Below are 22,557 nucleotides of genomic sequence, written 5' to 3'. Positions count from 1 at the left end.
CCGGGGAAACTGGGGCTAGGCTCGCACACGTGAAATCCGAACATCTGCCGCTGCTGAATTCCGTGTCCGCCCCTGCCGTGCATCCAGACGGCGGGCACGCCGTGGTCTCCGTGATCCGGCCCGATTTCGATGCCGACGCCTACGTTGGGCAACTCTGGACGGTGCCGCTGGGACCGGGTCAGGCTCCGCGCCGCCTGACCCGCGGATTCCGCGACACCGCTCCGGACTTCTCACCGGACGGACAGATGCTGGCCTTCCTGCGCGCCGCGGACGGTGGAAAACCTCAACTCCACATTGTCGAGGCCGGCGGCGGGGAACCGCTGCCAGTCACCGGCGCACCGCTGGGAGTGTCCCAGTTTGCCTGGTCGCCGGACTCCCGGCAAATTGTCTACGGGGCCAGAACCCCGGAAAACGGCCGCTACGGCAGCACCCCCGGGGTATCCGCCGGCAGCGAGGACGCCCGGCTGATCACCGACTACAAGTACCGCATGAACGGCGTCGGATACACTGCGGACCAGCCAGTGCAGCTCTTCCTGGTCGAAGTGCCCGATCTTGGCGCTGAACCCAAGGTGGTGCCAACGGGCCGGGCTTTGAAGTCCGGCACCGCAGTTGCCGACGGCGGCACACCCGGTGTTGGTCTCCCGGCCGCACGGCAACTAACCACGGCTGCCACAGACCACACCGGTGCGGGTTTCAGCGCCGACGGGCTGGCAATCTATTTTGTCGCGGCCCTGCATCGTGGCAGCGACGCCGACCTTGCGAGCGGCATCTACCGCCTGGACACCGGCGACGGCACCGGGGGAGCCGAGCCGCTGGCCGTGGTACCGGAGAACACCGGCCGGCAGGACGTGCACGCCGTCCGCGCGTCGCCGGACGGACACCGGCTGTTTTTCCTCGCCCAGGAATTGGGCGCCTCGGGCCTGGACTTCGTGGCACGCAACACCGCTCTTTACGTGCTGCCGGCCGGCGGCGGCGACGCCACCCGGCTGAGCGACGCCGAGACGATGGACCTGAGCTGCAACGGCAGGATCGAACTGTCCGGCCCTGACGCGGTGCTGCTGCTCAATACTGTCTGCGGAACGGTCGAAGTGATCGAGTTCCACGCCTCCGGGAAGCACCAGGTGCTGGTTAGCGGAAAACGGGTGGCCACCGGCGCCGCGGCGTCGGGCGGCTCGCTGGTGGTCAGTTTCACGGACGCGGCGACGGCGGGGGACACTGCTGTGCTTGCGGGCGGACAGCTCCGGATCCTGACCGATTTCTCCGCGGCGCTGCGTTCCGGCCCCGGAATCATCAAGCCTCTGGAGTTCACAGTCCCCTCAGCAGACGGCTACCCCGTCCACGGCTGGCTTGTGCAGCCGCCGGGGCGCGGACCGCACCCGGTGCTGCTGAACATCCACGGCGGCCCGTTCGCCCAGTTCACCGGCGCGCTGTTCGACGAAGCACAGGTCTACGCCGCGGCGGGCTACGCGGTCCTGATGTGCAACCCCCGCGGTTCCGCCGGCTACGGACAAGACCACGGACGGGCCATCAAGGAAAAGATGGGAACCCTTGACATGCAGGACGTCCTGGCCTTCCTCGACGGCGCGCTCAGCACGTTCGAGGAGCTCGATGCCGGGGCGCTCGGCATTATGGGCGGGTCCTACGGCGGCTACCTCACCGCGTGGACCATCAGCCACGACCACCGCTTCAAAGCCGCCATTGTGGAGCGTGGATTCCTCGATCCCGTGAGCTTCGTCGGCTCCTCGGACATCGGCTGGTTCTTCGGCGGGGAGTACACCGGGCGCGCGGCCGAACAGATGGCGGCGCAAAGCCCGATGTCCCGGGTGGACCGGGTGCGCACCGCCTCGCTTGTGATCCACAGCGAGGAGGACCTCCGGTGTCCGGTGGAGCAGGGCCAGCGGTACTTCACGGCGCTCAAACAGCACGGTGTGGAGGCCGCCTTCCTCGTCTTCCCGGGGGAGAACCATGAGCTCTCACGCACCGGAACACCGCACCACCGCAAGCAGCGTTTCGACCAGATCCTGCGGTGGTGGGCCCGGTACCTCCCCACGGCGGCCAATCCGGCCCCGGCGGACGTCAAGGCTGACGGCACCGCGGACGGCCCCGGCGGACGTCAAGGCTGACGGCACCGGCTCATGTCAAGGCTGACGGCCAGCCGGCCTTCAGTCGGAGTTCAGTCGGCGCTATCGCCCGGAAGGAAGCCGAGTTCCCGGCGGGCGAGACTGATGTCGGGCTGCGCCCAGCGTGCGGAATACTCGGCGTTGCTGCTGATCGAGCGCAGTTCGGCACGGTCAAGGTAGAGGATGCCGTGCACGTGGTCAGTTTCGTGCTGGACGATCCGTGCCTGCCAGCCACTGAATTCCCGCTGCTGCCGGCTGCCGTCCGCTGCGGTGAAGTCGAGCCGAACCCGTTCGGGCCGGTTGACTGCGGCCTGAAGTCCGTGCAGCGACAGGCAGCCTTCGTAAAAGGCCACTGTGGTGCCGCCAAGTGGCTGGTAGCTCGGGTTGAGCATGGCAAAAAAGGGCAACGGCTCCCGTCCGCGGACAGCGGCGACGTCGGGATCGACGTCGAACTGGTCCTCGAGAACCGCGAGCTGCAGCGGGACGCCAAGCTGTGGTGCTGCCAGGCCCACGCCGGGTGCCTTATGCATAACGCTGCGCATCAGGTCGATCAACTGGCCCAGCTCGGCGTCACTCACCTGGCCGCTGAACGGCGCGGCGAGCTGCCTGAGCACCGGATGCCCGGCCTGGACAATGCCCGGAAGCACCCCGGCGGACAGTAGCTGCTGGACAGTTTCATGGATGCGGGCGGCGCTGAAGTCAGTGGGCTTGGCGTCGGAATACATGCCAACAGACTACTTGCGTCCGCAGGCGGCCGTAATAAAGTCGTAGATGCGTCCACGCAGCAGCGCGCCGGCGTCAACTTTCAAGACTCCCTCCCGTCCCCCCGAAGAGACACGGAGGGGGAGCAAAGTGCCCACTTTATCTTCAGCGACGGCGTGCGGATCGCAGCGTGCGGGTCGGATCACCAGCCGGAATTGCTGGCCGGCACCACCGGCGCTGATCGAGACAGAGCGCGGCCAGGGGTGGCTCGGGTCCTCGTCGAGCAGGGTTGTCCCGTCGATCCGGTCGATGGTCAGGCTTCCGAGCGAGCCGGGGTTCACGGCGCCCGGGACGCTGCGCGGTGTGACGTCAAGGCGCAGGACGGCGCTCTTGGCGTCAGCGGAGACCTCAAGTTCCGTTTCCAACCGGAGGTCAGCGACCGCACCGGCGGCCTGGGCAAGACACATTTCCGCGTTGTTCCGGTCCATCACGCCGTAGGGGTCGCCGGCGGTGACCGTCGAGGTGTGAACTGCTCCGCCGGCAACGGCCAGGCCCAGTGAAACATCCGGTCCCGCGCCCGGCGGCAGGGTCCGGATTCCGCAGTCCGGGGCACGCAGTTGGGCTGGCAGGATCTTGGTCTGGCCCGGTGGAATTTCGATTCCGCCGGGGGCTGCCTGCCACGGGATCGTGCCGGAAAAGAGCGGGCTGGCAACCCCTGCGCTGAGCACGGTCACCGGACCGTCGGTGTTGTTCGTGAGTTGCACGGCAATGATCTGCCGGCTGTAGTTGTCGCGGAGCTGGTTGATCTCGACAGTGATGGGTAAGGCGGCAGCCGACGTTGGTGGTGCGTTGACGGGACCGACGGGGCGGGTGGCGCCCGCGCTGCATGAGGCCGTCAGCGCAAGGCACACCATGGCCGCGGCACGCCTACACACCGGAATCCGATGGTTTTCGCCGGGAGGGCGCCGCACGAGCGGAAGAAGTCGGCCCATAGAATCAGTGTATTCCGGCCGCGGGCCGGTGCGGCGGCGCCTCGCGGCCGTCATCGGCTAGTCTCGTTGCCATGACGTCACCGACCCCCCTGGAATCTGTCCTGAACTTCCTGCGGGCTATTGAGGCCAACGGCGGCCCGGCGGAGATCGCCCCGCTTCTCGCCGAAGACTATACGCTGAGCGAGGCACCGCATCTGCTGGCACCGGCAGGTGCCGCGAGGAACCGCGACGAGGCCTTGGCCGGGGCCGCGGCAGCCCATCAAGTCGTCTCGGGGCAGTGCTTCTTGGTTCGCCGCACAACCTGCGAAGGGACCCGGGTGGTGCTGGAAGCCGACTGGAGCGCCACCTTGCTGATGGACCTGCCGCACTGGAACAGCGGCGAGGTCATCCGGGCCAGGATCGCTGCCGTCTTTGAGGTCCGGGACGGCACGATTGTCAGCCAAGACAGTTACGACTGCTACTTCACCCCGGCCTGAGTTACGCTCTCCGGCGTCCTGCCGGGTCGTCGCGGCGGGCGGGCCCTCACTGCATGGTGAACCGGCGGGCCACAAAGTTCTTTACGGCGGGCACGGCAGCGGCCGCCGCAATCGCGCGGTTCCGCGCAGACCATGGCACCGCCGGCAGCGGCCGCCCCAGCGCCATGTTGATCTCGGCCTGGCGGGCTGCCCGGGCGGCCGCAGCAATACGTCCGGCCTCGAAGGACCGCAACTGCGCACCCACGTCCGCGCCCGCCAGCGCCGCCAGCACAAGGGGAGCCAGCGCCGCGGCGTCGAGCCAGCCCAGGTTCATGCCCTGACCGCCGATCGGGCTGATCTCGTGGGCGGCGTCACCGATCAGGATTGTGCGGCCGGCCACCATGGTGCGGACCAGGCGGGTACGCACGCCAAATCGGCTCAGCATACTGTGGCCCGAGGGATCGACGTCGATCCCGGTCCGCTGCCTGACCAGCTGCACCAGCCCGGCGGCGTCCGTGCCGTTCCCGGAGCCCGTCACGCGCACTACCCAGCGGCGTAACGACCCCGGCAGCGGGAAGGACTCCACGATTCCCGCGGATTCCAGGAACAGGGCGGCATCCGCACCGAACCCTGTGGTGTCGGCAAAGTCGCCCATCAGGTAGCTGTCCGGATAGTCCCTCGCCCGGACAGCCGTGCCGAGCTGCGCACGGACTGTGGACCGGACGCCGTCGGCGGCAATAACAAAGGACGCCGAGTAGCGGCGGACCGATCCCGCTGCGGTGGCGTCGGCTGCGACCAGGCCGCCGTCCTCGTGCAATCCCGTGAGCTGGACCCCGCGGTGGAGGGCTGCGGGGTCCAGCTGCCGGACGCGGTGTTCCAGGATGGCCTCCGTCCTGGCCTGCGGCAGGGAGAGGACAAACGGATAGCTGTCCGAAACCCCGGCGAACGACATCCGTGCGAGTGTCCGGCCGCCGCCGAGGGCGACGCCGTTCCGGATCGGCACCCCTTCGGCCGCCAGGACTGCTGCCACACCGACCCCGTCGAGCGCGTCCAACGAGGGGGGATGGATGCCGATCGCCCGGGAGTGCGGTTCCGGGACTGCCCGACGTTCCAGGATCCGGACGCTGGCTCCCCGCTGGAGCAGCAGCGCGGCCATAAACAGGCCCACCGGGCCACCGCCGACCACAAGAACATCAACCACCGGCGGGAACCGCCTCACGGATCAGCAAGTTCCGGAAAGGGGCCCGGCTGAGGACAGTCCAGCCGGGCGGAACTGCCTTGCGCAATTCTGCTGCGGTGTAGCTGCGGCGGATGGAGGTGAGGCCGTCGGGCCTGATGTACGAGCCGGCAAACGGCCAGGACCCGGCAAAAAAGAGCCCGTACGCGGCCGCGCTGCGCCGGAGATCGTTGTGGATGACGGTGCCGTGGCTGAGCGCGGCGGACTCGGCGAGGAACACCGGAAGCTCATGCTCGGCCACGTGGTGGAGCACATGGTTGGACACGACCAGGTCAAAGCTGAGGCCTTCGAAGCCCAGCTCCGCAGCTGTGCAGCTGCGGAACTTCACGCCAGTGGACGAATGGCGTTCCGCGGCGAAGCGGCCGGCGCGGGGATCCGGATCAATAGCAGTGATCTCCAGGCGGAGGCCGTCTCTGGCCGCCCAGCGGGAAAGCATCACCGGCACGTCGCCGCCGCCGCAGCCAATGTCCAGCAGGGTGGCAGGGACGCCGGGGCGCAGGCGCGGCCGGAGCTGGCGAAGGTAGAGGCTGCGCCAGCCGGAGACGGCGCGGTTCACCAGGGCGAACTGGGCATAGGTGCGCTCCAGCCGGGCAGGGTCACAGTCGGGCAGGTCCATTTCCTCGACGGCGTGTGCCGCCCGTGCACGCAGGCTCAGCACCGAAACTCAGGCCAGGGCAGATTCCGGCTGCGGGGACCCGGCACCGACCGATTCCGCGGTCTGTACCGGGTCCCCGCCGCGCTTGGGAGCACCGCGCTGGACACTGCCGAGCTTCGTGAAGAGTGCGGATTCAACCGTCAGTCCGGGGCCGAACGCCATCGAACAGATCCGTTCGCTGCCGCCCTCGACCCCTTCCGCCGGCGGCAGGTCCAGGATGTGCCGGAGCACAAACAGCACTGTGGCGCTGCTCATGTTCCCGTAGTTGCGCAACGTCTCACGTGCCGGGACCAGCTGCTCATCGCTGAGGTCCAGCCTGGACTGGACCTTATCCAGGATGCTGCGGCCGCCAGGATGGATAGCCCAGTGCCGGATACCGCGGTAGGGCAAGCCCAGCAAGGCTCCTTCCCGGGCGAGCAGTGGTTCCAGGGCGCCGATGATGTGGTCATCAATAATGTGCGGGACGTAATTTCCCAAGACCATCTCGAAGCCCTCGTCGCCGATATTCCAGGCCATGGATTCCTCCCCGACCGGCGTCAGCACCGTCTCGAAATGGTCCAGCTGCAGCAGAGCGGGCTCGTCCGGGTCCTCAAGGGCAGTCACGATGGCGGCGGCGGCTCCGTCGGCGAACAACGCCGAACCCATGATGGTGTCCGGGTCGTTAGAGGTGCGCACGTGCAGCGAACAAAGTTCGGCGCAGACGACCAGGACGACGGCGTCCGGATCCGCCTCGCAGAAGGACTTGGCTGCCCGCAATGCGGGAAACGCCGCGTAGCAGCCCATAAATCCCAGGTGGTAGCGCTGCACCGCAGGATTCAAGCCGAGGGCACGGACGATTTTGTAGTCCGGTCCTGGGTTGAAGAAGCCGGTGCAAGACACCGTGACGAGGTGTGTGATGCCGGCCGGAGAGATTCCGGGGCAGGCGTCCAGGGCCTTCCGGGCCGCCTCGATAAAGAGTTTGGTGGCCTCGGCGGCGAAGATGTCGTTGCGGACCTTAGTACTGGGGCTCAACAGCAGCCCTGTGCCGGCGTCGAAAAACCGTGGATTCTCCGCTTGGAAGTCCTTTGTCAGTTCATCAACAGCGGTGTGGCGGGTGTCGATTGCGGCGGAATCGAAGCACGTGCTGACCAGCCGGGTACCGAGTCTGGTCAGTCCCGGTTGGGCGGCAAAAACATCCCGTGCTTCCGTCTGGATCAAGACAGTTGGCGGGACAGCAGTTTCCAGGGACCTCAAGTAGACCGTCATGGTTCATTCTCAGGGAGGCCTGCGCAGAAGACAATGGATGTCAGCTGACGATGCGTTGTCGAAGCTGGTTAGATTGAGCCAGGTGACCCGGCGGAGACTGCGGCCGCGGCGCCCCACGGGATGGAGTCACAATGAGCACGGCACCGACGCCGGATACCCAGTCGCCCGCGCTGCACGTTGCGGACCGCCACGATCTGATCCGGGTGGTAGGTGCACGCGAGAACAATCTCAAGGACATTAACCTGGAGATCCCGAAACGGCGGCTCACGGTGTTCACCGGGGTCTCCGGCTCCGGAAAAAGCTCGCTGGTGTTCGCGACTATCGCCGCGGAGTCGCAGCGGATGATCAACGAGACGTACAGCGCCTTTGTGCAGGGCTTTATGCCTTCACTGGCACGGCCGGACGTCGACATCCTGGAGGGCCTCACCACAGCGATCATCGTCGACCAGGAGCGGATGGGCGCCAACCCGCGCTCCACAGTGGGTACCGCCACCGACGCCAACGCGATGCTGCGCATCCTCTTCAGCCGGCTCGGACAGCCATACATCGGCTCGCCCACCGCGTTCGCGTTTAACGTCCCGACGCGCAAGGCGAGCGGAGTGATGAGTACCGAAAAGGGCGGCAGGGTCGAGCGGAACGTGGTGCGGGACGTGGTCTACCAGGGCGGCATGTGTCCGCGCTGCGAGGGCTTGGGCTCGGTCACCGATTTTGATCTCTCGGCGCTGTACGACGACAGCAAGTCCCTCAACGAAGGTGCACTGACCATCCCCGGCTACAGCATGGACGGCTGGTTCGGCCGCATTTTCGGCGGCTCCGGATTCTTCGACATGGACCGGCCGATCGGCAAGTTCACCAAGAAGCAGCTGCACGATCTGCTCTACAAAGAGCCGACCAAGATCAAGGTCGAAGGAATCAACCTGACCTACGAGGGGCTGATCCCCAAGATCCAGAAATCCATGCTGGCCAAGGACCCGGAAGCCATGCAGCCACACATCCGCGCCTTCGTCGAGCGGGCCGTCACCTTCACGACCTGCCCGGAGTGTGACGGAACCCGGCTCAGCAAAGAGGCGCGTTCCTCGAAGATCAACGGCAAGAACATTGCTGACGTCTGCGCCCTGCAGATTAGCGACCTCGCCGGCTGGGTCCGGGATCTGGACGAGCCGTCAGTGGCCCCGCTGCTCACCGGGCTGCAGCACCTTCTGGATTCATTCGCGGAGATCGGGCTCGGCTACCTCTCGCTGGACCGGCCGGCCGGAACCCTGTCCGGGGGAGAGGCGCAGCGCGCCAAGATGATCCGGCACCTCGGCTCCTCGCTCACGGATGTTACATACGTGTTCGACGAACCGACGATCGGCCTGCACCCGCATGACATCGAACGGATGAACCGGCTGCTGCTGCAGTTGCGGGACAAGGGCAACACCGTGCTTGTGGTGGAGCACAAGCCTGAAACCATCTCGATCGCGGACCACGTCGTCGACCTTGGTCCCGGCGCCGGCACGGGCGGCGGCGAGGTGGTGTTTGAAGGCAGCGTGGACGGGCTGCGGGGGAGCGACACCACAACCGGCCGCCATTTCGACGACCGGGCCACGCTGAAGGAGTCCGTGCGTACATCGCCGGCTGCGATGGAAGTCCGCGGCGCGGCGACGCACAACCTCAAGGACGTCGACGTGGACATTCCGCTCGGCGTCCTGTGTGTGCTCACCGGCGTCGCCGGTTCCGGCAAGAGCTCGATGGTCCAGGGCTCGATTGCCGGCCGGGACGGCGTCGTGGTGATCGACCAGGGAGCCATCCGCGGTTCACGCCGGAGCAACCCGGCGACTTACACCGGACTGCTCGAGCCGATCCGCAAGGCGTTCGCCAAGGCCAACGGCGTTAAGCCGGCACTCTTCAGCGCCAACTCCGAGGGCGCCTGCCCCGCCTGCAACGGTGCCGGTGTGATCTACACCGAACTGGGCGTTATGGCGACTGTCGAGTCCAGCTGCGAGGAATGCCAGGGCAAGCGGTTCCTTGCGTCTGTGCTGGATTTCACCCTGGGTGGCCGGAACATTGCCGAGGTGCTGGCCATGCCGGTGACCGAAGCGGCCGGGTTCTTCGAGTCCGCGGAGGCGGCGGTCCCGGCGGCCCATAAGATCCTCACCCGGCTTTCCGACGTCGGGCTGGGATACATCAGCCTCGGGCAGCCGCTCACCACCCTCTCAGGCGGGGAACGGCAGCGGCTCAAACTGGCCACCCAGATGGCCGAGCGGGGCAGCATCTACGTCCTTGACGAGCCGACGACCGGCCTCCACCTTGCCGACGTCGAGCAGCTGCTCGGTCTGCTGGACCGGCTTGTGGACTCCGGCAAGTCAGTCATCGTCATCGAGCATCACCAGGCCGTGATGGCGCACGCCGACTGGATTATCGACCTCGGACCCGGCGCCGGACACGACGGCGGCAGGATCGTGTTCGAGGGCACACCGGCGGACCTCGTCGCGGCCCGTTCCACCCTCACGGGCCAGCACCTCGCGGCCTACGTCAGCGCCTGAAAGCACCAGGTACCTCAAGTCAGTGCGGAATGCTCTCCTGGTCGCGGTGCGCGGCCGGCTCAATTTGGAACGTGGAGTGTTCGATACTGACGTCGAAGTGTTCGGCGACGCAGCGCTGCAGCTCCGCCAAAATGGTTCCCGCGTGGCCGTCCGTCATACACCCGTCCTCGACGGTGACGTGCGCCGAGAGGACGGGTGTGCCGGAGGCCACCAGTGAGGCATGCAGATCGTGGACGTCGATGACATGGGGGAGTGCGAGGATGTGTTCGCGGACCTGGGCCATATCCAGGCCCTGCGGGGCGTTTTCCATCAGCACATTAACGGTGTCGCGAAGCAGTTTCAGGGTTCGCGGGATGATAAGCGCCCCAATCAGCAGCGACACAACGGCGTCTGCCTGGACCCAACCGGTGACGGCGATAATGATGGCCGCAACAATGACGGCAACGGAACCGAGGGCGTCGTTGAGTACTTCCAGGAACGCCGCCTTCATGTTGAAGTTGTGGTTCCGCCCGGACGCGAGGACAACCAGTCCCACGGCGTTCCCGGCCAGCCCGATGATGCCGAACCACAGCATGGTGCCGCCGCCGACTTCGGCAGGCACGATCAGCCGCCGGATACCTTCCACGATGACGAATCCTCCGACGCCGAGCAGCAGCGCCGCCTGACCGGCGGCGGCGATGATTTCGGCGCGTTTGTAGCCCCAGGTGCGTTTGAGGGTTGCCGGTTTTAACGCCAGGGAGGCCGCGATGAGGGCGATCAGCAGTCCGGTGGAGTCGGTGAACATGTGGCCCGCGTCAGCCAGAAGCGCCAGGCTTCCCGTCAGGACAGCCCCGATGATTTCAGCGACCATCACGGTGAAAGTGATGGCAAAGACCAGGATCAGCTTGGCGCGGTTCCCGGCAGCGATTGCACCGTGATCGTGATCATGCCCGCTCATACGAGTGTCCCTACGGTGCACGCTGTGTTGCTGCCGGCGTCGAACTGGACCTGCGGGCGGCGTGGTTCAGCGCAGCTGTCGAGGGATTCAACGCTCAGGATCGCAGCCCTGCACGGAGCCGCCAGGGACTTTCCGAGGCGGGCCGGGACGTCGGTGCTGAACGGAATACGCATGCTGAAAGGATACAGAAGGTCGTGGATCCGGCGGCTTTGGGTTGCGCAACGTCCCGGCGAGGCAAAGCCGCGCAACTTGCGCGAGTCACGCTGGATCCAAGGCCACTTCCAGCGTTGCAGAAAACGCCGATAATCAACATTATGTCAAGTAGTCGCAAATTGCCGGGGGAAGTGGACCGGTAATATGTGGTGTCTGCCGAATCCTCCTGCGTTCTGCCGTTCAGCGCGGTTCGGGGACTTCGCCATTGCCGACGGCCTCGATCCAGTCCACACCCTCGTCGGAGAAATAGAAGTCACCGGCCCGGTACTCACCAGACCACCACGCTCCGGAATCGACGACCCCACCGGCCTGCGTAATCTCGGCAACCATCTCGGCCGGGACGGCGCCGCCGTTGTTCTCAATCAGCCAGTCCCGCGTTGCGGGTGCCAGCTTCGGCCACCACTGCTCGATGCTCATAACCAAAGTCTGCCACTTCGGCAATCCGTTTACCCGACAGCTGGAGCGAAATCCAGCTACCCGGCAATCGCGTTCGGCCTGCACTCCGGGCCGCAGCTCCCCCACACCACCCAGGGTTCAGATATCGCCAAGGACGGCCGCTTCGAGCGCTACCGAAGGTGCGGGCCGCTCCCCCGGCAGCGGGTACACGGCCGTCCTATCCTTCGCACTCCGTGCAGTACGAGTGGCCGTTTTTCTTGCGTGCCAGCTGGGACCGGTGCCGGACCAGAAAACACGAGTAACAGGTGAATTCATCCTCGGCCTGGGGTATCACCTGCACAATGAGTTCCTCGGCCACAAACTCACCGCCGGGGGTAATGCCTTCATCCAGTGCATCGGATTCGTCCAGCTCGCGGACAACGCTGCGGGCATCCGGGGCGTTCGCGGACTGCAGCGCCTCCAACGAGCGGTCCTGTGATTCCTTAACGTCGGAACGTACTTCGTCGTAATCGGTTGCCACGGGAGTCCTTCTCTTTTCTGTCGTGCTTAACTAACGAAACTGCAACCTACACCATGGCCCTGATATTCCCTCCCTGCTTCGGGAGCCGGAAGCCGTCGTCCCCCGCTTCGGTCCTAGCGGCCGGTGGACTCCACTGCCGTTTGCGTGCGCCAGGCCGACCTGCCATGCGGCAAGATTCGCGCCCGGTTCTGCACTCCGCCAGCCAGCGGCCTCGTTCTGCACGCGCCGGCCAGCCCGCCGGGGGCAGCCCCGCTGTGCCGCATTGAACCAGCCTGTGCTGATAACCGGCTTCAACGACAGCGCCGCTAGGCTTGGCAGCATGTCTTCCACAACGTCCCCGCTCCCCCGGACCTCCGGTACCGGCCGCCCTCTACTGCCCCGGACACGGCGCTCAGCGGTGTTGGCCGCCGGTGCCGACGCCGTTCTGATCCTGCTCTTCGCTGCCATCGGCCGGGACGCCCATCAGCGCGGGGACGTCGTCACCGGCGTGTTCGCCACCGCTTGGCCTTTCCTCGCAGGAGCGGCCCTGGCCTGGCTGGTCTTGCGACTCTGGCGCTCGCCCTTGTCCCTGGCACCCGCAGGCGTCGCCGTGTGGCTCGGCGCGGTGACGGTAGGTATGCTCCTGCGGGCGGTGACAGGGCAAACTGTAGTCCTGCCATTTATCATCGTGGCCCTGCTCAGCCTGGGCCTTTTGCTGCTCGGATACCGCCTGATAGCTGCCGGCGTCCGGCGGTTCACCACACGCCGTCGCCGGGCGTGATGGACTAGGCTGGCAGTGACACGGCCGGGGCCCCGAAGCACCCAACGGGAGCGCTGAAGTTGGCCGGCAACGACGCAACAGATCCGGAAAGGCTCACACGTGGTCACCGCTTTCGTCCTGATTAAGACAGATGCTTCCCGCATCCCGGAAACCGCGGAAGAAATCTCCGCTATCCAGGGGATCAGCGAGGTCTACTCCGTGACCGGCGAATGGGATCTCATTGCGATCGCACGGGTTCCGAAGCATGAAGACCTCGCGGACGTTATCGCGGACAGGCTCTCCAAGGTCTCCGGAGTGGTGCACACGACCACCCAGATCGCCTTCCGAGCCTATTCACAGCATGACCTGGACGCAGCCTTCGCACTCGGCTTCGACGAGTAGGTTCCCGCAGGCTTGCCCGCTTACGGGCCGGCCTGCGGGCCAGTTACGCCTGCGGGTCAGTTACGGGAAAGTGCGACCCAGCGGTCAAGCACGGCAGTAGCAGCACCAGACTGGACAGACTCTTCCGCGCGCTTGAGGGCCGCGGCCATCCGTTCGTTGAACGGGCCGGCCGCGTCCAGATCAAACGCCACGAGTCCGGCGGCAGCGTTCAGCAGTGCAGCGTCCCGTGCCGGTCCCTGCGCACCGGAGAGAACGGACCGGACGACGGCGGCGTTGGCCGCGGCGTCCCCGCCGCGCAGCTCCTCAAGAGTTGCCTGGCGGATGCCCAGCCCGCGCGGGTCGAACATCTCCTCGGTCACCTCGCCGTTCCTGATTTCCCACACCCGCGACGGGCCGGTAGTGGTCAGCTCGTCCAGTCCGTCATTCCCGCGGAACACCAGGCCCCGGCTCCCGCGCTTGGCCAGCACCCCCGCCACCAGCGGAGCCATCCGCACGTTGGCGACGCCGACCGCTGAGGCCTGCACGTTAGCGGGGTTGGTCATCGGACCCAGGAAGTTGAACGCCGTGGGGACCCCGAGTTCACGGCGGGCAACGGCCGCGTGGCGCATGGACGGATGGAACACCTGGGCGAAGCAGAAGGTGATGCCTGCCTCCTCAGCGTTAAGGGCCACCCTCGGGATCGGCAGGTCCAGCCGCACACCCAGGGCTTCAAGCACGTCCGCGGACCCGGAGGTCGAAGAGGCAGCACGGTTACCGTGCTTGACCACCTTGGCACCGGCGCCGGCGGCAATGAGTGCCGCCATGGTGGAGATGTTGACGGTGTTCTGCTGGTCACCGCCGGTTCCGACGATGTCCAGCTTCTGCCCGGAGATGTCCATGGGACTCGCGTTCGCGATCATGGCCGCCACCAGGCCCACGAGTTCATCCACGGTCTCGCCCTTGGCACGCAGGGCCACGAGGAAGCCTGCAACCTGGACGGGCGTCGCTTCCCCGGACATGATCGAGTTCATCGCCCACTCGGTGCTGCCGGCCGTGAGATCGGTACCGTCGATGAGTGCCTTGATGAGCCGCGGCCACGAGTTGACTGCCGCCTGTGCAGATGCCTGAGAAGTCACGTTCCGATGCTATCGAGGTGCGCACCGCAATGACCAATGTGAACCGCTCCGGGAACTTTTCCGCTCGAATTCGCGTCTTTGTAGAAAAAGTCCTCCCAAAACGCGGTTTGCGTTGGGCAGCAGGGACTTTTATAGACATAATGTCTATGTGACATCTGCGACCCATGCCCCCAGTACCCCGGCGCACCCGACGCTGAATCGCCCGAACATGGTTTCTGTTGGAACCGTAGTCTGGCTGTCCAGTGAGTTGATGTTCTTCGCCGGTCTCTTCGCCATGTACTTCACACTCCGTTCGACTTCCGGACAAATGTGGGCCGAAGAGACAGCCAAGCTCAACTTTCCCTTTGCGCTCGTCAACACGATCGTCCTCGTGGCCAGTTCCTTTACTTGCCAGATGGGCGTCTTCGCCGCTGAGCGGCTTCAGCCGCGCCGAAGCGGCGGCCCCCTCAGCTTCACCCGCTGGGGAATGAACGAATGGTTCACCGTGACTTTCATCATGGGTTCCTTCTTCGTGGCCGGCCAGGCAACCGAGTACGCCATGCTCGTTTCCGAGCATGTTTCCCTCTCCTCCAACGCTTATGGCTCGGCGTTCTACATCACCACCGGGTTCCACGGCCTGCACGTTATCGGCGGCCTGGTTGCCTTCCTCCTCATAATGGGACGGTCCTTCGCGGCGAAGAAGTTCGGCCACTTCGAAGCGACCTCAGCGATCGTCACCTCGTATTACTGGCACTTCGTTGACGTCGTCTGGATCGGGCTCTTCCTGGTCATCTATGTCCTCAAGTAGCACCACTTGCCACTCTTTCTACAAGAGGTAGAATTTCAAGAAGCGGCTCCCGGAGCCAACGCACGATCGAATAAAGGAACCACCACGTGAAGGCACTCTCGCAGAAGCGACGTCACCCGCTGGCAGCAATTGCACTGCTGCTGATGGGCCTCCTGGTCACTGGTGGGCTGTACGCCGTTGCCACGACCGTCAACCAGGCCAAGGCCACCACCAGCTTCAGCGCCAACGACGCAGAGGAGGGCGGCAAGCTCTTCGCCGCCAACTGCGCCACCTGCCACGGCATGGGTGCCAGCGGGTCCCAGTCCGGACCGTCCCTGGTAGGCGTCGGCGCCGCAGCCGTCGACTTCCAGGTCGGTACGGGCCGTATGCCCATGCAGATGAACGGCCCGCAGGCGTACAAGAAGCCGGCCCAGTTCAACGAAGAGCAGACCCACCAGCTTTCCGCATACGTTGCCTCGCTCGGCCCCGGCCCGTCCATTCCCGAGGCAGGTGTCCTCGATGAAAAGGGAGACGCCGCCAAGGGTGGCGAGCTGTTCCGCACAAACTGCGCCATGTGCCACAACGCCGCAGCTGCCGGAGGGGCCCTGACCCGTGGCAAGTTCGCCCCGGCCCTGGCCGACGTCACCGGCAAGCACATCTACGAAGCAATGGTCACCGGCCCGCAGAACATGCCGGTCTTCAGCGATGCCAACGTTTCCCCCGAAGGTAAGCGAGACATCATCACTTTCCTGAAGCAGATCGAAGCCAACGGGTCTCCCGGCGGTGCTGATCTGGGCGCCTTGGGCCCGGTGTCGGAAGGTCTGTTTGTCTGGATCGCCGGCCTCGGCGTTATCATCGCCTTCACCATCTGGCTGACGTCCCGGACGTCCTAGCCACCTGTTGCACCTGTAAGAGTTTTGCTGCTGACCCGTCGGCAGTTTGAATTGAAAGCTAACTCGGCAATCGCCGAGACGAGAGAGGGATGAGGCGAATTATGGGCAACCATAGTGACGGCAGTCCGAACCACTCGGGCACCGTAGCTACGGCTGGTCAAAATGAGGTGGAGAAGTTCCAGGACCCTGGACTTCCTCCGCACCGTTTGCGCCTGGCCGACACGGACCCGAAGGCCGCAAAGCGAGCAGAACGGCAGGTAGCCCTTCTTTTCGGTATCTCAGTCGTTGGCACCCTGATATTTTTGGTGGCTTACTTCGCCATCGATCTGGGAGATGACACCGCGATCGCGACGATCCGGTTGCAGAACGCGCTACTCGGCATCGGCACGGCCTTTGCGATGCTCGGCATCGGTACCGGCATTGTGCACTGGGCCAAGGCCCTTATGCCGGACCATGAAGTGTCGGAAGAGCGCCACGCGATCCGCACCGAAGAAGACCGCCAGGCCGCCGTCCGCATCGTCGACGACATCGTTGAGGAAACTGGCATCAAGCGCCGGCCCCTGATCCGCAACACCCTGCTGGGCGCCGTCGCGCTGGCGCCGCTGCCTGCCCTTGCCGTCTTCGGCGACCTGGGTCCCCGTCCTGATAAGGCTCTGGCTCACACCATGTGGGCGCCCGAGGAGGGTAAGCTCAAGCGGCTTACCCGCGACCCCGACGGCACGCCCATCAAGGCCTCGGATGTCACCATCGGCTCGGCCTTCCACGTCATCCCTGAAGGGCTGAACGAGCTGAGCGAAGGCAAGCTGAACGAGAAGGCAAAGTCCGTCGTTCTGCTGATGCGTCTCAATCCTGAGTCGCTGAACCCGTCCGCCGGGCGTGAGGACTGGGGCTACAACGGCATCGTCGCGTACTCCAAGATCTGCACTCACGTTGGCTGCCCCGTTGCCCTGTACGAGCAGCAGACGCACCACCTGCTGTGCCCGTGCCACCAGTCAACCTTCGACCTCACCCGGGAATGCAAGGTTATCTTTGGCCCGGCCAGCCGTCCTCTCCCCCAGCTGCCCATTGCAGTCGACGCCGAGGGCTACCTTGTCGCCACCAGCGACTTCCATGAACCTGTTGGACCTAGCTATTGGGAGCGTGATGAGCATGAGCGCAGCAACAACGCCTGAGGCACCGGTCTTTGTCGCCACAACTAAAGGCGGCCGCATTACCGATTTCGTCGACCAGCGTGTTGGCGGCTCCGGTATGCTTCGAGAATTCGGCCGGAAGGTCTTCCCGGACCACTGGTCGTTTATGTTCGGCGAAGTGGCTCTTTATTCATTCGTCATCCTGCTTCTCTCGGGAACGTTCCTGACGTTCTTCTTCGATCCCTCCATGGCAGAGACCCACTATTCGGGTTCCTACACGCCGCTGAAGAACGTCGAAATGTCCGTCGCGTACAGCTCGTCGCTGGACATCTCCTTCGACGTTCGTGGCGGCCTGTTTATGCGCCAGGTCCACCACTGGTCCGCGCTGCTGTTTGTTGCTTCCGTCTCGGTGCATATGCTCCGTGTGTTCTTTACCGGCGCCTTCCGCAAACCGCGTGAAATGAACTGGGTGGTGGGCAGCGTGCTGCTCATCCTCGCAATGGCTGCCGGCTTCACGGGCTACTCCCTCCCCGATGATCTGCTGTCCGGAAACGGCCTGCGAATCATCGACGGCGTTATCAAGTCAATCCCGGTGATCGGCACGTACATCTCCTTCTTCCTCTTCGGCGGGGAATTTCCGGGCACGGCCATAATCGGCCGCTTGTACATGCTGCACATCCTGCTCGTTCCGGCGCTCATCCTCCTGATGATCGTGCTCCACCTGTTTATGGTTGTGGTGCACAAGCACACCCAGTACCCCGGCCCGGGACGCAACGACGGCAACGTCGTGGGCTACCCGCTTGGCCCGGTCTACGCTGCGAAGGCCGGCGGCTTCTTCTTCATCGTCTTTGGTGTCGTTGCGCTGATGGCTGGCTTCTTCACCATCAACCCGATCTGGAACTACGGCCCGTACGACCCCTCCCCCGTGTCCGCCGGCACCCAGCCCGACTGGTACATCGGTTTTGTTGACGGCGCCCTGCGCCTGATGCCGGGCACCTTCGGCGACTGGCATGTCGAGCAGATCTGGTTCGGTCACGTGTTTACGTTCAACGTCCTGCTGCCGGCGCTGGTCCCGGCCGGCATCTTGTTCACCCTTATGTTCACGTACCCTTGGATTGAACGCTGGATCACCAAGGACAACCGCGAGCACCACGTCCTGGACCGTCCCCGCAATGCGCCGACCCGGACGGCCATCGGCATGGCCGGGTTCGTCTGGTACTGCGTGATGTGGGCGGCCGCCGGTTCGGACCTCATTGCAACGCACTTCCACGTGTCGCTCAACGATGTCACCTACTGGCTGCGCGCGCTGTTCTTCATCGGCCCGATCCTCGCCTTTATAGTCACCAAGCGCGTTGCTCTGGCCCTGCAGCGCAAGGACCGCGAGATAGCCTTGCACGGCCGCGAAACCGGCCGCATCGTGCGGCTCCCGCACGGTGAATTCATCGAGGTCCACGCCCCGCTGGATGAGTACAAGCGCTACAAGCTCGTAGGCTTCGAGTCACCGTCTCCGTTGCCCGCGGAGCCGAACGCACACGGAGTCGTCGACAGAACGGAAAAGCGCCGTGCCAAGCTGTCGCAGCTGTTCTTTGAGGACCGCGTCGCGCCGGCAACTCCCGCTGAACTGGCAGCTGCCCACGGGGCCCACGGCGGGCACGAAGCAATTGAAACAGCGGATAATCAAAAGACACTCAGCCACTAACCTGCTGCAGTGATCCGCAGAAAGGCCCGGTCCTACAGGACCGGGCCTTTTTTGTGTATTGCCTTAGCCCCTCATCCACTTGACCGGCGCCTCGTTGTGGTTCCCGAGTTGTTTTGTTCCCAAGTGTCCGGGCCACCGTCCGGACGGCGACCATCGGCCCGCAGGACATGCCCACTGGTCACAGCAAGGACAGCGCACAAGGCCAATATGTCCACTGCCGGATCCCGCCACAGGACATGCCCACTGGCCACACCTAGGACAGCCCACAAGGCCCCACACGAGGGGCGGTGAAGGATCAGCGCGCCCAAGGGCTGCTAGGGGCGGTATCCCGAGGCGTAGTTGCGTGTCGGGCGGACACCGGGCCGCTGCAGCGGCACCCACAGCTTGTACCGGTCGGCCCGGTAGTACGACACCGAGTAATCAACCATGGCCCGAGCCACAAAGGCATGACGCTGGATTTTCAGCAGCGGAGACCCAACCTCCACGTTGAGCAAACGAGACGTTGACGGCGACGCAGCCGTGGCCTCGATCATGTCTTCTCCCCACTCCATCACCAGTCCGTACCGTTCGCTGAGGACGTTGTAGAGCGAGGTGGGCGGTTCGCCGTCGAGCAGGCCCGGTACCCGGTGGGCCGGAATGAAATTCTCGTCCACGCTCATGGGCTCGCTATCGGCAAGCAGCAGCCGCCGGAAGCGCACCAAGGGTGTCCCCTCCTCGAGCTGCAATTCACGGGCCAGGAATGCGCTCGCACCGATCTGCTCAAAGCTAAGCACCTTAGCCGCGGGAACCATGCCGCGGCGCTGCATTTCTTCGCTGTAGGAAGTGAGCTTGACCTGAAGGTCCAGTTTCGGCTTTCGGACAAAAGTGCCCAGCCCCACAACACGTTCGATGACTTCCTCGCCGACGAGGGCATCAATGGCTTGGCGTACCGTCATCCGGGCCAGACCAAAACGCAATGCGAGATCCCGCTCCGAGGGAAGCGCCGAGCCCGGCGGGCAAACACTTACGATGTGCGCCCTGATGATCTCCCTCAGCTGGACGTAAATGGGCGTTCCGTTGTGACGGTCGATTTCACCGTCCATGCGCGAAGCATCAGTGGGCGCCATTTCACTGCCTTCCCGAATGAGCCATACCTCAAGATTAGGCCATGCCTGACCCCGGTCTAGACCACCAAGCAGTATAGGTTCGCCCGCGGGGCCGCCCGCCGATAGGCTTGAATGCGCTGGTCCCCCGCCGGCCGAAATTCCCGTTGCGAGATAAAGGAAGACCATTGCCTGTTCGGACCGCAATCGTCAGGGCCCGTGTTGGACTGCATGCCAGACCGGCCGCCCGGTTCGTGCGTGCAGTCCTCACCACTGGGCTTCCCGTCACCATCAGCAGGGACGGCAGGCCCGCCGTCGACGCCCGCTCACTGCTGGAAGTGATGACCGAGGACTTCCGCTTCGGGTGCACAGTAGAGCTCTCCATCGCCGATGAATCCCTCCCGCATCAACGCAGCCCTGCCGCCGTAGAGAAGGCCCTGGAGAGTCTCAGGGACCTGGTGGAGTCATCCCTGGCCGGCTAGGTGCCCCGACCGGAGACTCGGCCGCCGCCCCGTCCAACAGGAAGCGTTAACGGCAGCGGGCCCCACCTCGATGGTGGGGCCCGCTGCCGTTGAATCCATGTTCGCGTCCGTGCGGACCTTAGTGCGCGTGATCTCCGCGGCTGTACTCGTAGACCCAGCCTACGAGGGCTACGACGGCGAGGCCGGCACCGATGTAGACGATCCAGAAACCCACCGCCATCCCAAGGAAGCCGGTGGCGCACGCCGTACCGAGAACCAGGGGCCACCAGCTCCAGGGGCTGAAGTGACCCTGTTCACCGGCGCCCTCATGGATTTCGGCGTCGCTGCGGTCCTCGGGACGCATCCCGACCCGCTTGCCCGTGAACGAAAGGTAGGCACCGATCATGCCTGCCAGGCCGGCGACCAGCATAATTCCGAGGAACCCAACGTACTCAGTCCAGCCGGTCAGAAACCCGTAGACCACTGACACCGGGACGAAAAAGAAGACTCCGAGGCCAAAAACCCTTGATTCAATCTTCACTTGGCGTTGTCCTTCTGGTCGGCGTTACCCAGCACGGCTGCGGCCGGGGAATCGGAGGTATCGACCGTGTAGGACTGGGAGAGCTCCGGGTGGTGGAGGTCCAGGGCGGGTCGCTCGGAGCGGATCCGCGGCAACGAGGTGAAGTTGTGCCGCGGCGGCGGGCAGGAGGTGGCCCACTCCAGAGAGGCGCCAAAGCCCCACGGATCGTCCACTTCGACGCGTTCGTTGCTGCGCCAGGTGATGTAGACGTTCCAGAAGAACGGGATCAGCGACGCGCCAAGCAGGAACGAGGAGTAGGTGGAGAACTGGTTCATCCAGGTGAAGTTATCCTGCGGCATGTAGTCCGCATAGCGGCGCGGCATACCCTCCACGCCGAGCCAGTGCTGGATCAGGAAGGTGCCGTGGAAGCCCAGGAACAGCATCCAAAAATGGATCTTGCCGAGGCGCTCGTTGAGCATCTTCCCGGTGAACTTCGGCCACCAGAAATAGAACCCGGCGAACATCGCGAACACCACGGTGCCGAAGACCACGTAGTGGAAGTGAGCCACCACAAAGTAGGAATCGGAGACATGGAAGTCCAGCGGCGGCGAAGCCAGGATGATGCCGGTCAGGCCGCCGAACAGGAAGGTCGCCAGGAAGCCCAGGCTCCACAACATCGGCGTCTCAAAGGTAATCGATCCCCGCCACATGGTGCCGATCCAGTTGAAGAACTTCACCCCGGTCGGAACGGCAATCAACATGGTCATAAATGAGAAGAACGGCAGCAGCACCGAGCCGGTCACGTACATGTGGTGCGCCCACACGGTCACGGACAGCGCGGCAATGGAAATCGTTGCATAGACCAGGCCCTTGTAGCCGAAGATCGGCTTGCGGCTGAAGACCGGGAAAATCTCCGAAACGATGCCGAAGAACGGCAGGGCAATGATGTAAACCTCGGGGTGGCCGAAGAACCAGAACAGGTGCTGCCAGAGGACCGCGCCGCCGTTCTCCGGATCAAAAATATGCGCCCCGAAGCGGCGGTCAGCACCGAGCGCGAACAGCGCCGCGGCCAGCGGCGGGAACGCCATCAGCACCAGGATCGCCGTCACCAGGATGTTCCAGGTGAAAATCGGCATCCGCCACATGGTCATACCCGGGGCACGCATGCAAATAACCGTGGTGATGAAGTTCACCGCGCCAAGGATGGTACCGAAACCGGACAGCGCCAGGCCAAAGACCCACAAGTCCCCGCCCACACCGGGGCTGAACGTCGTGTTGGACAACGGCGCATAAGCAAACCAGCCAAACGACGCCGCACCCTGCGGAGTGATGAACCCGGACACGGCGATAGTGGAGCCGAAGAGGAAAAACCAGAAGGCCAGCGCGTTCAGCCGCGGGAAGGCGACGTCGGGGGCACCGATCTGCAGCGGCATAATCACGTTCGCGAAGCCCGCGAACAGCGGCGTCGCGAACATCAGCAGCATCACCGTGCCATGCATCGTGAAGAGCTGGTTGTACTGCTCCTTGGTCTGCAGGATCTGCATACCCGGTTCGAACAGCTCGGCACGGATCAACAGCGCCATCACACCGCCGAAGCAAAAGAACACAAAAGAGGCAATCAGGTACATGTACCCGATGGTCTTATGGTCAGTCGAGGTGATCCAGTTGACGACAATGCGTCCCTTGGATTTCGGTACTACGGGAGCCCCAAGGATCCCGGTGGGCTGGGAATAGGTAGTTGCCACGTCGCTCC

At 64.6% G+C, this 22,557-nt stretch carries 23 protein-coding genes; 10 read left to right on the top strand and 13 right to left on the bottom strand.

From position 1 onward, the window contains the following. Positions 1 to 29 precede the first annotated feature (29 nt). Entirely contained in the window at positions 30 to 2,123 is a 2,094-nt protein-coding gene (locus QMG72_RS03145) for a S9 family peptidase (protein ID WP_226775833.1), read from the top strand. Positions 2,124 to 2,173: 50 nt separating this feature from the next. Here QMG72_RS03145 and QMG72_RS03140 read toward each other — a convergent pair whose 3' ends face one another. After that, positions 2,174 to 2,845, bottom strand: a complete 672-nt coding sequence (locus QMG72_RS03140) for a peptide deformylase (protein ID WP_226775832.1) — start codon at positions 2,843 to 2,845, stop codon at positions 2,174 to 2,176. Positions 2,846 to 2,854: 9 nt separating this feature from the next. Continuing rightward, complete coding sequence (locus QMG72_RS03135; RefSeq protein WP_282359910.1) at positions 2,855 to 3,814, bottom strand: hypothetical protein; 960 nt, start codon at positions 3,812 to 3,814, stop codon at positions 2,855 to 2,857. A 71-nt stretch (positions 3,815 to 3,885) separates the two neighbouring features. Here QMG72_RS03135 and QMG72_RS03130 point away from each other — a divergent pair, with 71 nt between their 5' ends. Next, the gene (locus tag QMG72_RS03130; protein ID WP_226775830.1) at positions 3,886 to 4,290 is read left to right on the top strand and encodes a nuclear transport factor 2 family protein; all 405 of its coding nucleotides are present in this window, start codon (positions 3,886 to 3,888) and stop codon (positions 4,288 to 4,290) included. A 46-nt stretch (positions 4,291 to 4,336) separates the two neighbouring features. Here QMG72_RS03130 and QMG72_RS03125 read toward each other — a convergent pair whose 3' ends face one another. From QMG72_RS03125 to QMG72_RS03115, 3 genes are read right to left on the bottom strand one after another with little or no spacing between them, the layout of a single operon-like run. Continuing rightward, positions 4,337 to 5,470 (bottom strand): FAD-dependent monooxygenase, encoded by a 1,134-nt coding sequence (locus QMG72_RS03125; protein ID WP_282359909.1) that lies wholly within the window; start codon positions 5,468 to 5,470, stop codon positions 4,337 to 4,339. After that, positions 5,463 to 6,164: a class I SAM-dependent methyltransferase gene (locus QMG72_RS03120; protein WP_282359908.1), complete on the bottom strand. Its 702-nt coding sequence runs from the start codon at positions 6,162 to 6,164 to the stop codon at positions 5,463 to 5,465. Before QMG72_RS03120 ends, QMG72_RS03125 begins: the two co-directional genes overlap by 8 nt. Before the next feature lie 6 nt (positions 6,165 to 6,170). Then, positions 6,171 to 7,406, bottom strand: coding sequence for a type III polyketide synthase (locus QMG72_RS03115; protein ID WP_226772958.1), 1,236 nt, complete (start codon positions 7,404 to 7,406; stop codon positions 6,171 to 6,173). Positions 7,407 to 7,537: 131 nt separating this feature from the next. On the opposite strand from QMG72_RS03115, the gene QMG72_RS03110 reads away from it, so the two are divergent. Then, positions 7,538 to 9,931 (top strand): ATP-binding cassette domain-containing protein, encoded by a 2,394-nt coding sequence (locus QMG72_RS03110; RefSeq protein ID WP_226772960.1) that lies wholly within the window; start codon positions 7,538 to 7,540, stop codon positions 9,929 to 9,931. Positions 9,932 to 9,950: 19 nt separating this feature from the next. Here the strand turns inward: QMG72_RS03110 and QMG72_RS03105 are convergent, their stop codons facing one another. The 4 genes from QMG72_RS03105 to QMG72_RS03090 form a co-directional block, all read right to left on the bottom strand. Further along, positions 9,951 to 10,868, bottom strand: coding sequence for a cation diffusion facilitator family transporter (locus QMG72_RS03105; RefSeq protein WP_226772961.1), 918 nt, complete (start codon positions 10,866 to 10,868; stop codon positions 9,951 to 9,953). After that, complete coding sequence (locus QMG72_RS03100) at positions 10,865 to 11,041, bottom strand: hypothetical protein (RefSeq protein ID WP_226772963.1); 177 nt, start codon at positions 11,039 to 11,041, stop codon at positions 10,865 to 10,867. Before QMG72_RS03100 ends, QMG72_RS03105 begins: the two co-directional genes overlap by 4 nt. 220 nt (positions 11,042 to 11,261) lie before the next feature. Next, complete coding sequence (locus tag QMG72_RS03095; RefSeq protein WP_226772965.1) at positions 11,262 to 11,498, bottom strand: hypothetical protein; 237 nt, start codon at positions 11,496 to 11,498, stop codon at positions 11,262 to 11,264. Between the two features lie 196 nt (positions 11,499 to 11,694). Next, positions 11,695 to 11,997: a DUF4193 domain-containing protein gene (locus QMG72_RS03090; RefSeq protein WP_226772966.1), complete on the bottom strand. Its 303-nt coding sequence runs from the start codon at positions 11,995 to 11,997 to the stop codon at positions 11,695 to 11,697. Positions 11,998 to 12,316: 319 nt separating this feature from the next. Here QMG72_RS03090 and QMG72_RS03085 point away from each other — a divergent pair, with 319 nt between their 5' ends. Together QMG72_RS03085 and QMG72_RS03080 are read left to right on the top strand one after the other, a co-directional pair. Next, positions 12,317 to 12,757 (top strand): DUF3054 domain-containing protein, encoded by a 441-nt coding sequence (locus QMG72_RS03085; protein WP_226772967.1) that lies wholly within the window; start codon positions 12,317 to 12,319, stop codon positions 12,755 to 12,757. A 99-nt stretch (positions 12,758 to 12,856) separates the two neighbouring features. Next, entirely contained in the window at positions 12,857 to 13,138 is a 282-nt protein-coding gene (locus QMG72_RS03080) for an Lrp/AsnC family transcriptional regulator (protein WP_226772968.1), read from the top strand. A gap of 56 nt (positions 13,139 to 13,194) precedes the next feature. On the opposite strand, the gene trpD is transcribed toward QMG72_RS03080, so the two are convergent. Beyond that, positions 13,195 to 14,253: an anthranilate phosphoribosyltransferase gene (trpD, locus tag QMG72_RS03075; RefSeq protein WP_226772969.1), complete on the bottom strand. Its 1,059-nt coding sequence runs from the start codon at positions 14,251 to 14,253 to the stop codon at positions 13,195 to 13,197. A gap of 148 nt (positions 14,254 to 14,401) precedes the next feature. On the opposite strand from trpD, the gene ctaE reads away from it, so the two are divergent. From ctaE to qcrB, 4 genes are all read left to right on the top strand, one after another. Then, on the top strand, positions 14,402 to 15,040 hold the full coding sequence (gene ctaE / locus QMG72_RS03070; protein ID WP_446698744.1) for an aa3-type cytochrome oxidase subunit III: 639 nt from the start codon (positions 14,402 to 14,404) through the stop codon (positions 15,038 to 15,040). An 86-nt stretch (positions 15,041 to 15,126) separates the two neighbouring features. Next, positions 15,127 to 15,912, top strand: coding sequence for a cytochrome bc1 complex diheme cytochrome c subunit (gene qcrC, locus QMG72_RS03065; protein ID WP_226772971.1), 786 nt, complete (start codon positions 15,127 to 15,129; stop codon positions 15,910 to 15,912). A 101-nt stretch (positions 15,913 to 16,013) separates the two neighbouring features. After that, on the top strand, positions 16,014 to 17,084 hold the full coding sequence (gene qcrA / locus QMG72_RS03060; RefSeq protein WP_226772972.1) for a cytochrome bc1 complex Rieske iron-sulfur subunit: 1,071 nt from the start codon (positions 16,014 to 16,016) through the stop codon (positions 17,082 to 17,084). Continuing rightward, positions 17,062 to 18,741 carry a cytochrome bc1 complex cytochrome b subunit gene (gene qcrB, locus QMG72_RS03055; RefSeq protein WP_282359905.1) on the top strand — a complete coding sequence of 560 codons (1,680 nt, stop codon included), beginning with the start codon at positions 17,062 to 17,064 and terminating at the stop codon, positions 18,739 to 18,741. Before qcrA ends, qcrB begins: the two co-directional genes overlap by 23 nt. A gap of 314 nt (positions 18,742 to 19,055) precedes the next feature. On the opposite strand, the gene QMG72_RS03050 is transcribed toward qcrB, so the two are convergent. After that, the gene (locus QMG72_RS03050) at positions 19,056 to 19,847 is read right to left on the bottom strand and encodes a GntR family transcriptional regulator (protein ID WP_226772975.1); all 792 of its coding nucleotides are present in this window, start codon (positions 19,845 to 19,847) and stop codon (positions 19,056 to 19,058) included. 164 nt (positions 19,848 to 20,011) lie between these two features. On the opposite strand from QMG72_RS03050, the gene QMG72_RS03045 reads away from it, so the two are divergent. Beyond that, positions 20,012 to 20,305 carry an HPr family phosphocarrier protein gene (locus QMG72_RS03045; protein ID WP_283479618.1) on the top strand — a complete coding sequence of 98 codons (294 nt, stop codon included), beginning with the start codon at positions 20,012 to 20,014 and terminating at the stop codon, positions 20,303 to 20,305. Between the two features lie 118 nt (positions 20,306 to 20,423). On the opposite strand, the gene QMG72_RS03040 is transcribed toward QMG72_RS03045, so the two are convergent. Both QMG72_RS03040 and ctaD read right to left on the bottom strand, forming a co-directional pair. Then, the gene (locus QMG72_RS03040) at positions 20,424 to 20,825 is read right to left on the bottom strand and encodes a cytochrome c oxidase subunit 4 (RefSeq protein ID WP_226772978.1); all 402 of its coding nucleotides are present in this window, start codon (positions 20,823 to 20,825) and stop codon (positions 20,424 to 20,426) included. Continuing rightward, complete coding sequence (ctaD, locus tag QMG72_RS03035; RefSeq protein WP_253032725.1) at positions 20,822 to 22,549, bottom strand: aa3-type cytochrome oxidase subunit I; 1,728 nt, start codon at positions 22,547 to 22,549, stop codon at positions 20,822 to 20,824. Before ctaD ends, QMG72_RS03040 begins: the two co-directional genes overlap by 4 nt. Positions 22,550 to 22,557: the final 8 nt, after the last annotated feature.

The organism is Pseudarthrobacter sp. PH31-O2 (assembly GCF_030063265.1).
Classification (GTDB): domain Bacteria; phylum Actinomycetota; class Actinomycetes; order Actinomycetales; family Micrococcaceae; genus Arthrobacter.
Note: the sequence above shows the minus strand (reverse complement) of the source record. Positions and strands in the feature narration are given on the sequence as shown.

Coding starts and splice junctions, on each gene's coding strand:
- QMG72_RS03140 (WP_226775832.1), bottom strand. CDS start 2,845: ATGTATTCCGACGCCAAGCCCACTGACTTCAGCGCCGCCCGCATCCAT.
- QMG72_RS03135 (WP_282359910.1), bottom strand. CDS start 3,814: ATGGGCCGACTTCTTCCGCTCGTGCGGCGCCCTCCCGGCGAAAACCAT.
- QMG72_RS03130 (WP_226775830.1), top strand. CDS start 3,886: ATGACGTCACCGACCCCCCTGGAATCTGTCCTGAACTTCCTGCGGGCT.
- QMG72_RS03115 (WP_226772958.1), bottom strand. CDS start 7,406: ATGACGGTCTACTTGAGGTCCCTGGAAACTGCTGTCCCGCCAACTGTC.
- QMG72_RS03110 (WP_226772960.1), top strand. CDS start 7,538: ATGAGCACGGCACCGACGCCGGATACCCAGTCGCCCGCGCTGCACGTT.
- QMG72_RS03105 (WP_226772961.1), bottom strand. CDS start 10,868: ATGAGCGGGCATGATCACGATCACGGTGCAATCGCTGCCGGGAACCGC.
- QMG72_RS03100 (WP_226772963.1), bottom strand. CDS start 11,041: ATGCGTATTCCGTTCAGCACCGACGTCCCGGCCCGCCTCGGAAAGTCC.
- QMG72_RS03095 (WP_226772965.1), bottom strand. CDS start 11,498: ATGAGCATCGAGCAGTGGTGGCCGAAGCTGGCACCCGCAACGCGGGAC.
- QMG72_RS03085 (WP_226772967.1), top strand. CDS start 12,317: ATGTCTTCCACAACGTCCCCGCTCCCCCGGACCTCCGGTACCGGCCGC.
- qcrA (WP_226772972.1), top strand. CDS start 16,014: ATGGGCAACCATAGTGACGGCAGTCCGAACCACTCGGGCACCGTAGCT.
- qcrB (WP_282359905.1), top strand. CDS start 17,062: ATGAGCGCAGCAACAACGCCTGAGGCACCGGTCTTTGTCGCCACAACT.
- QMG72_RS03050 (WP_226772975.1), bottom strand. CDS start 19,847: ATGGCGCCCACTGATGCTTCGCGCATGGACGGTGAAATCGACCGTCAC.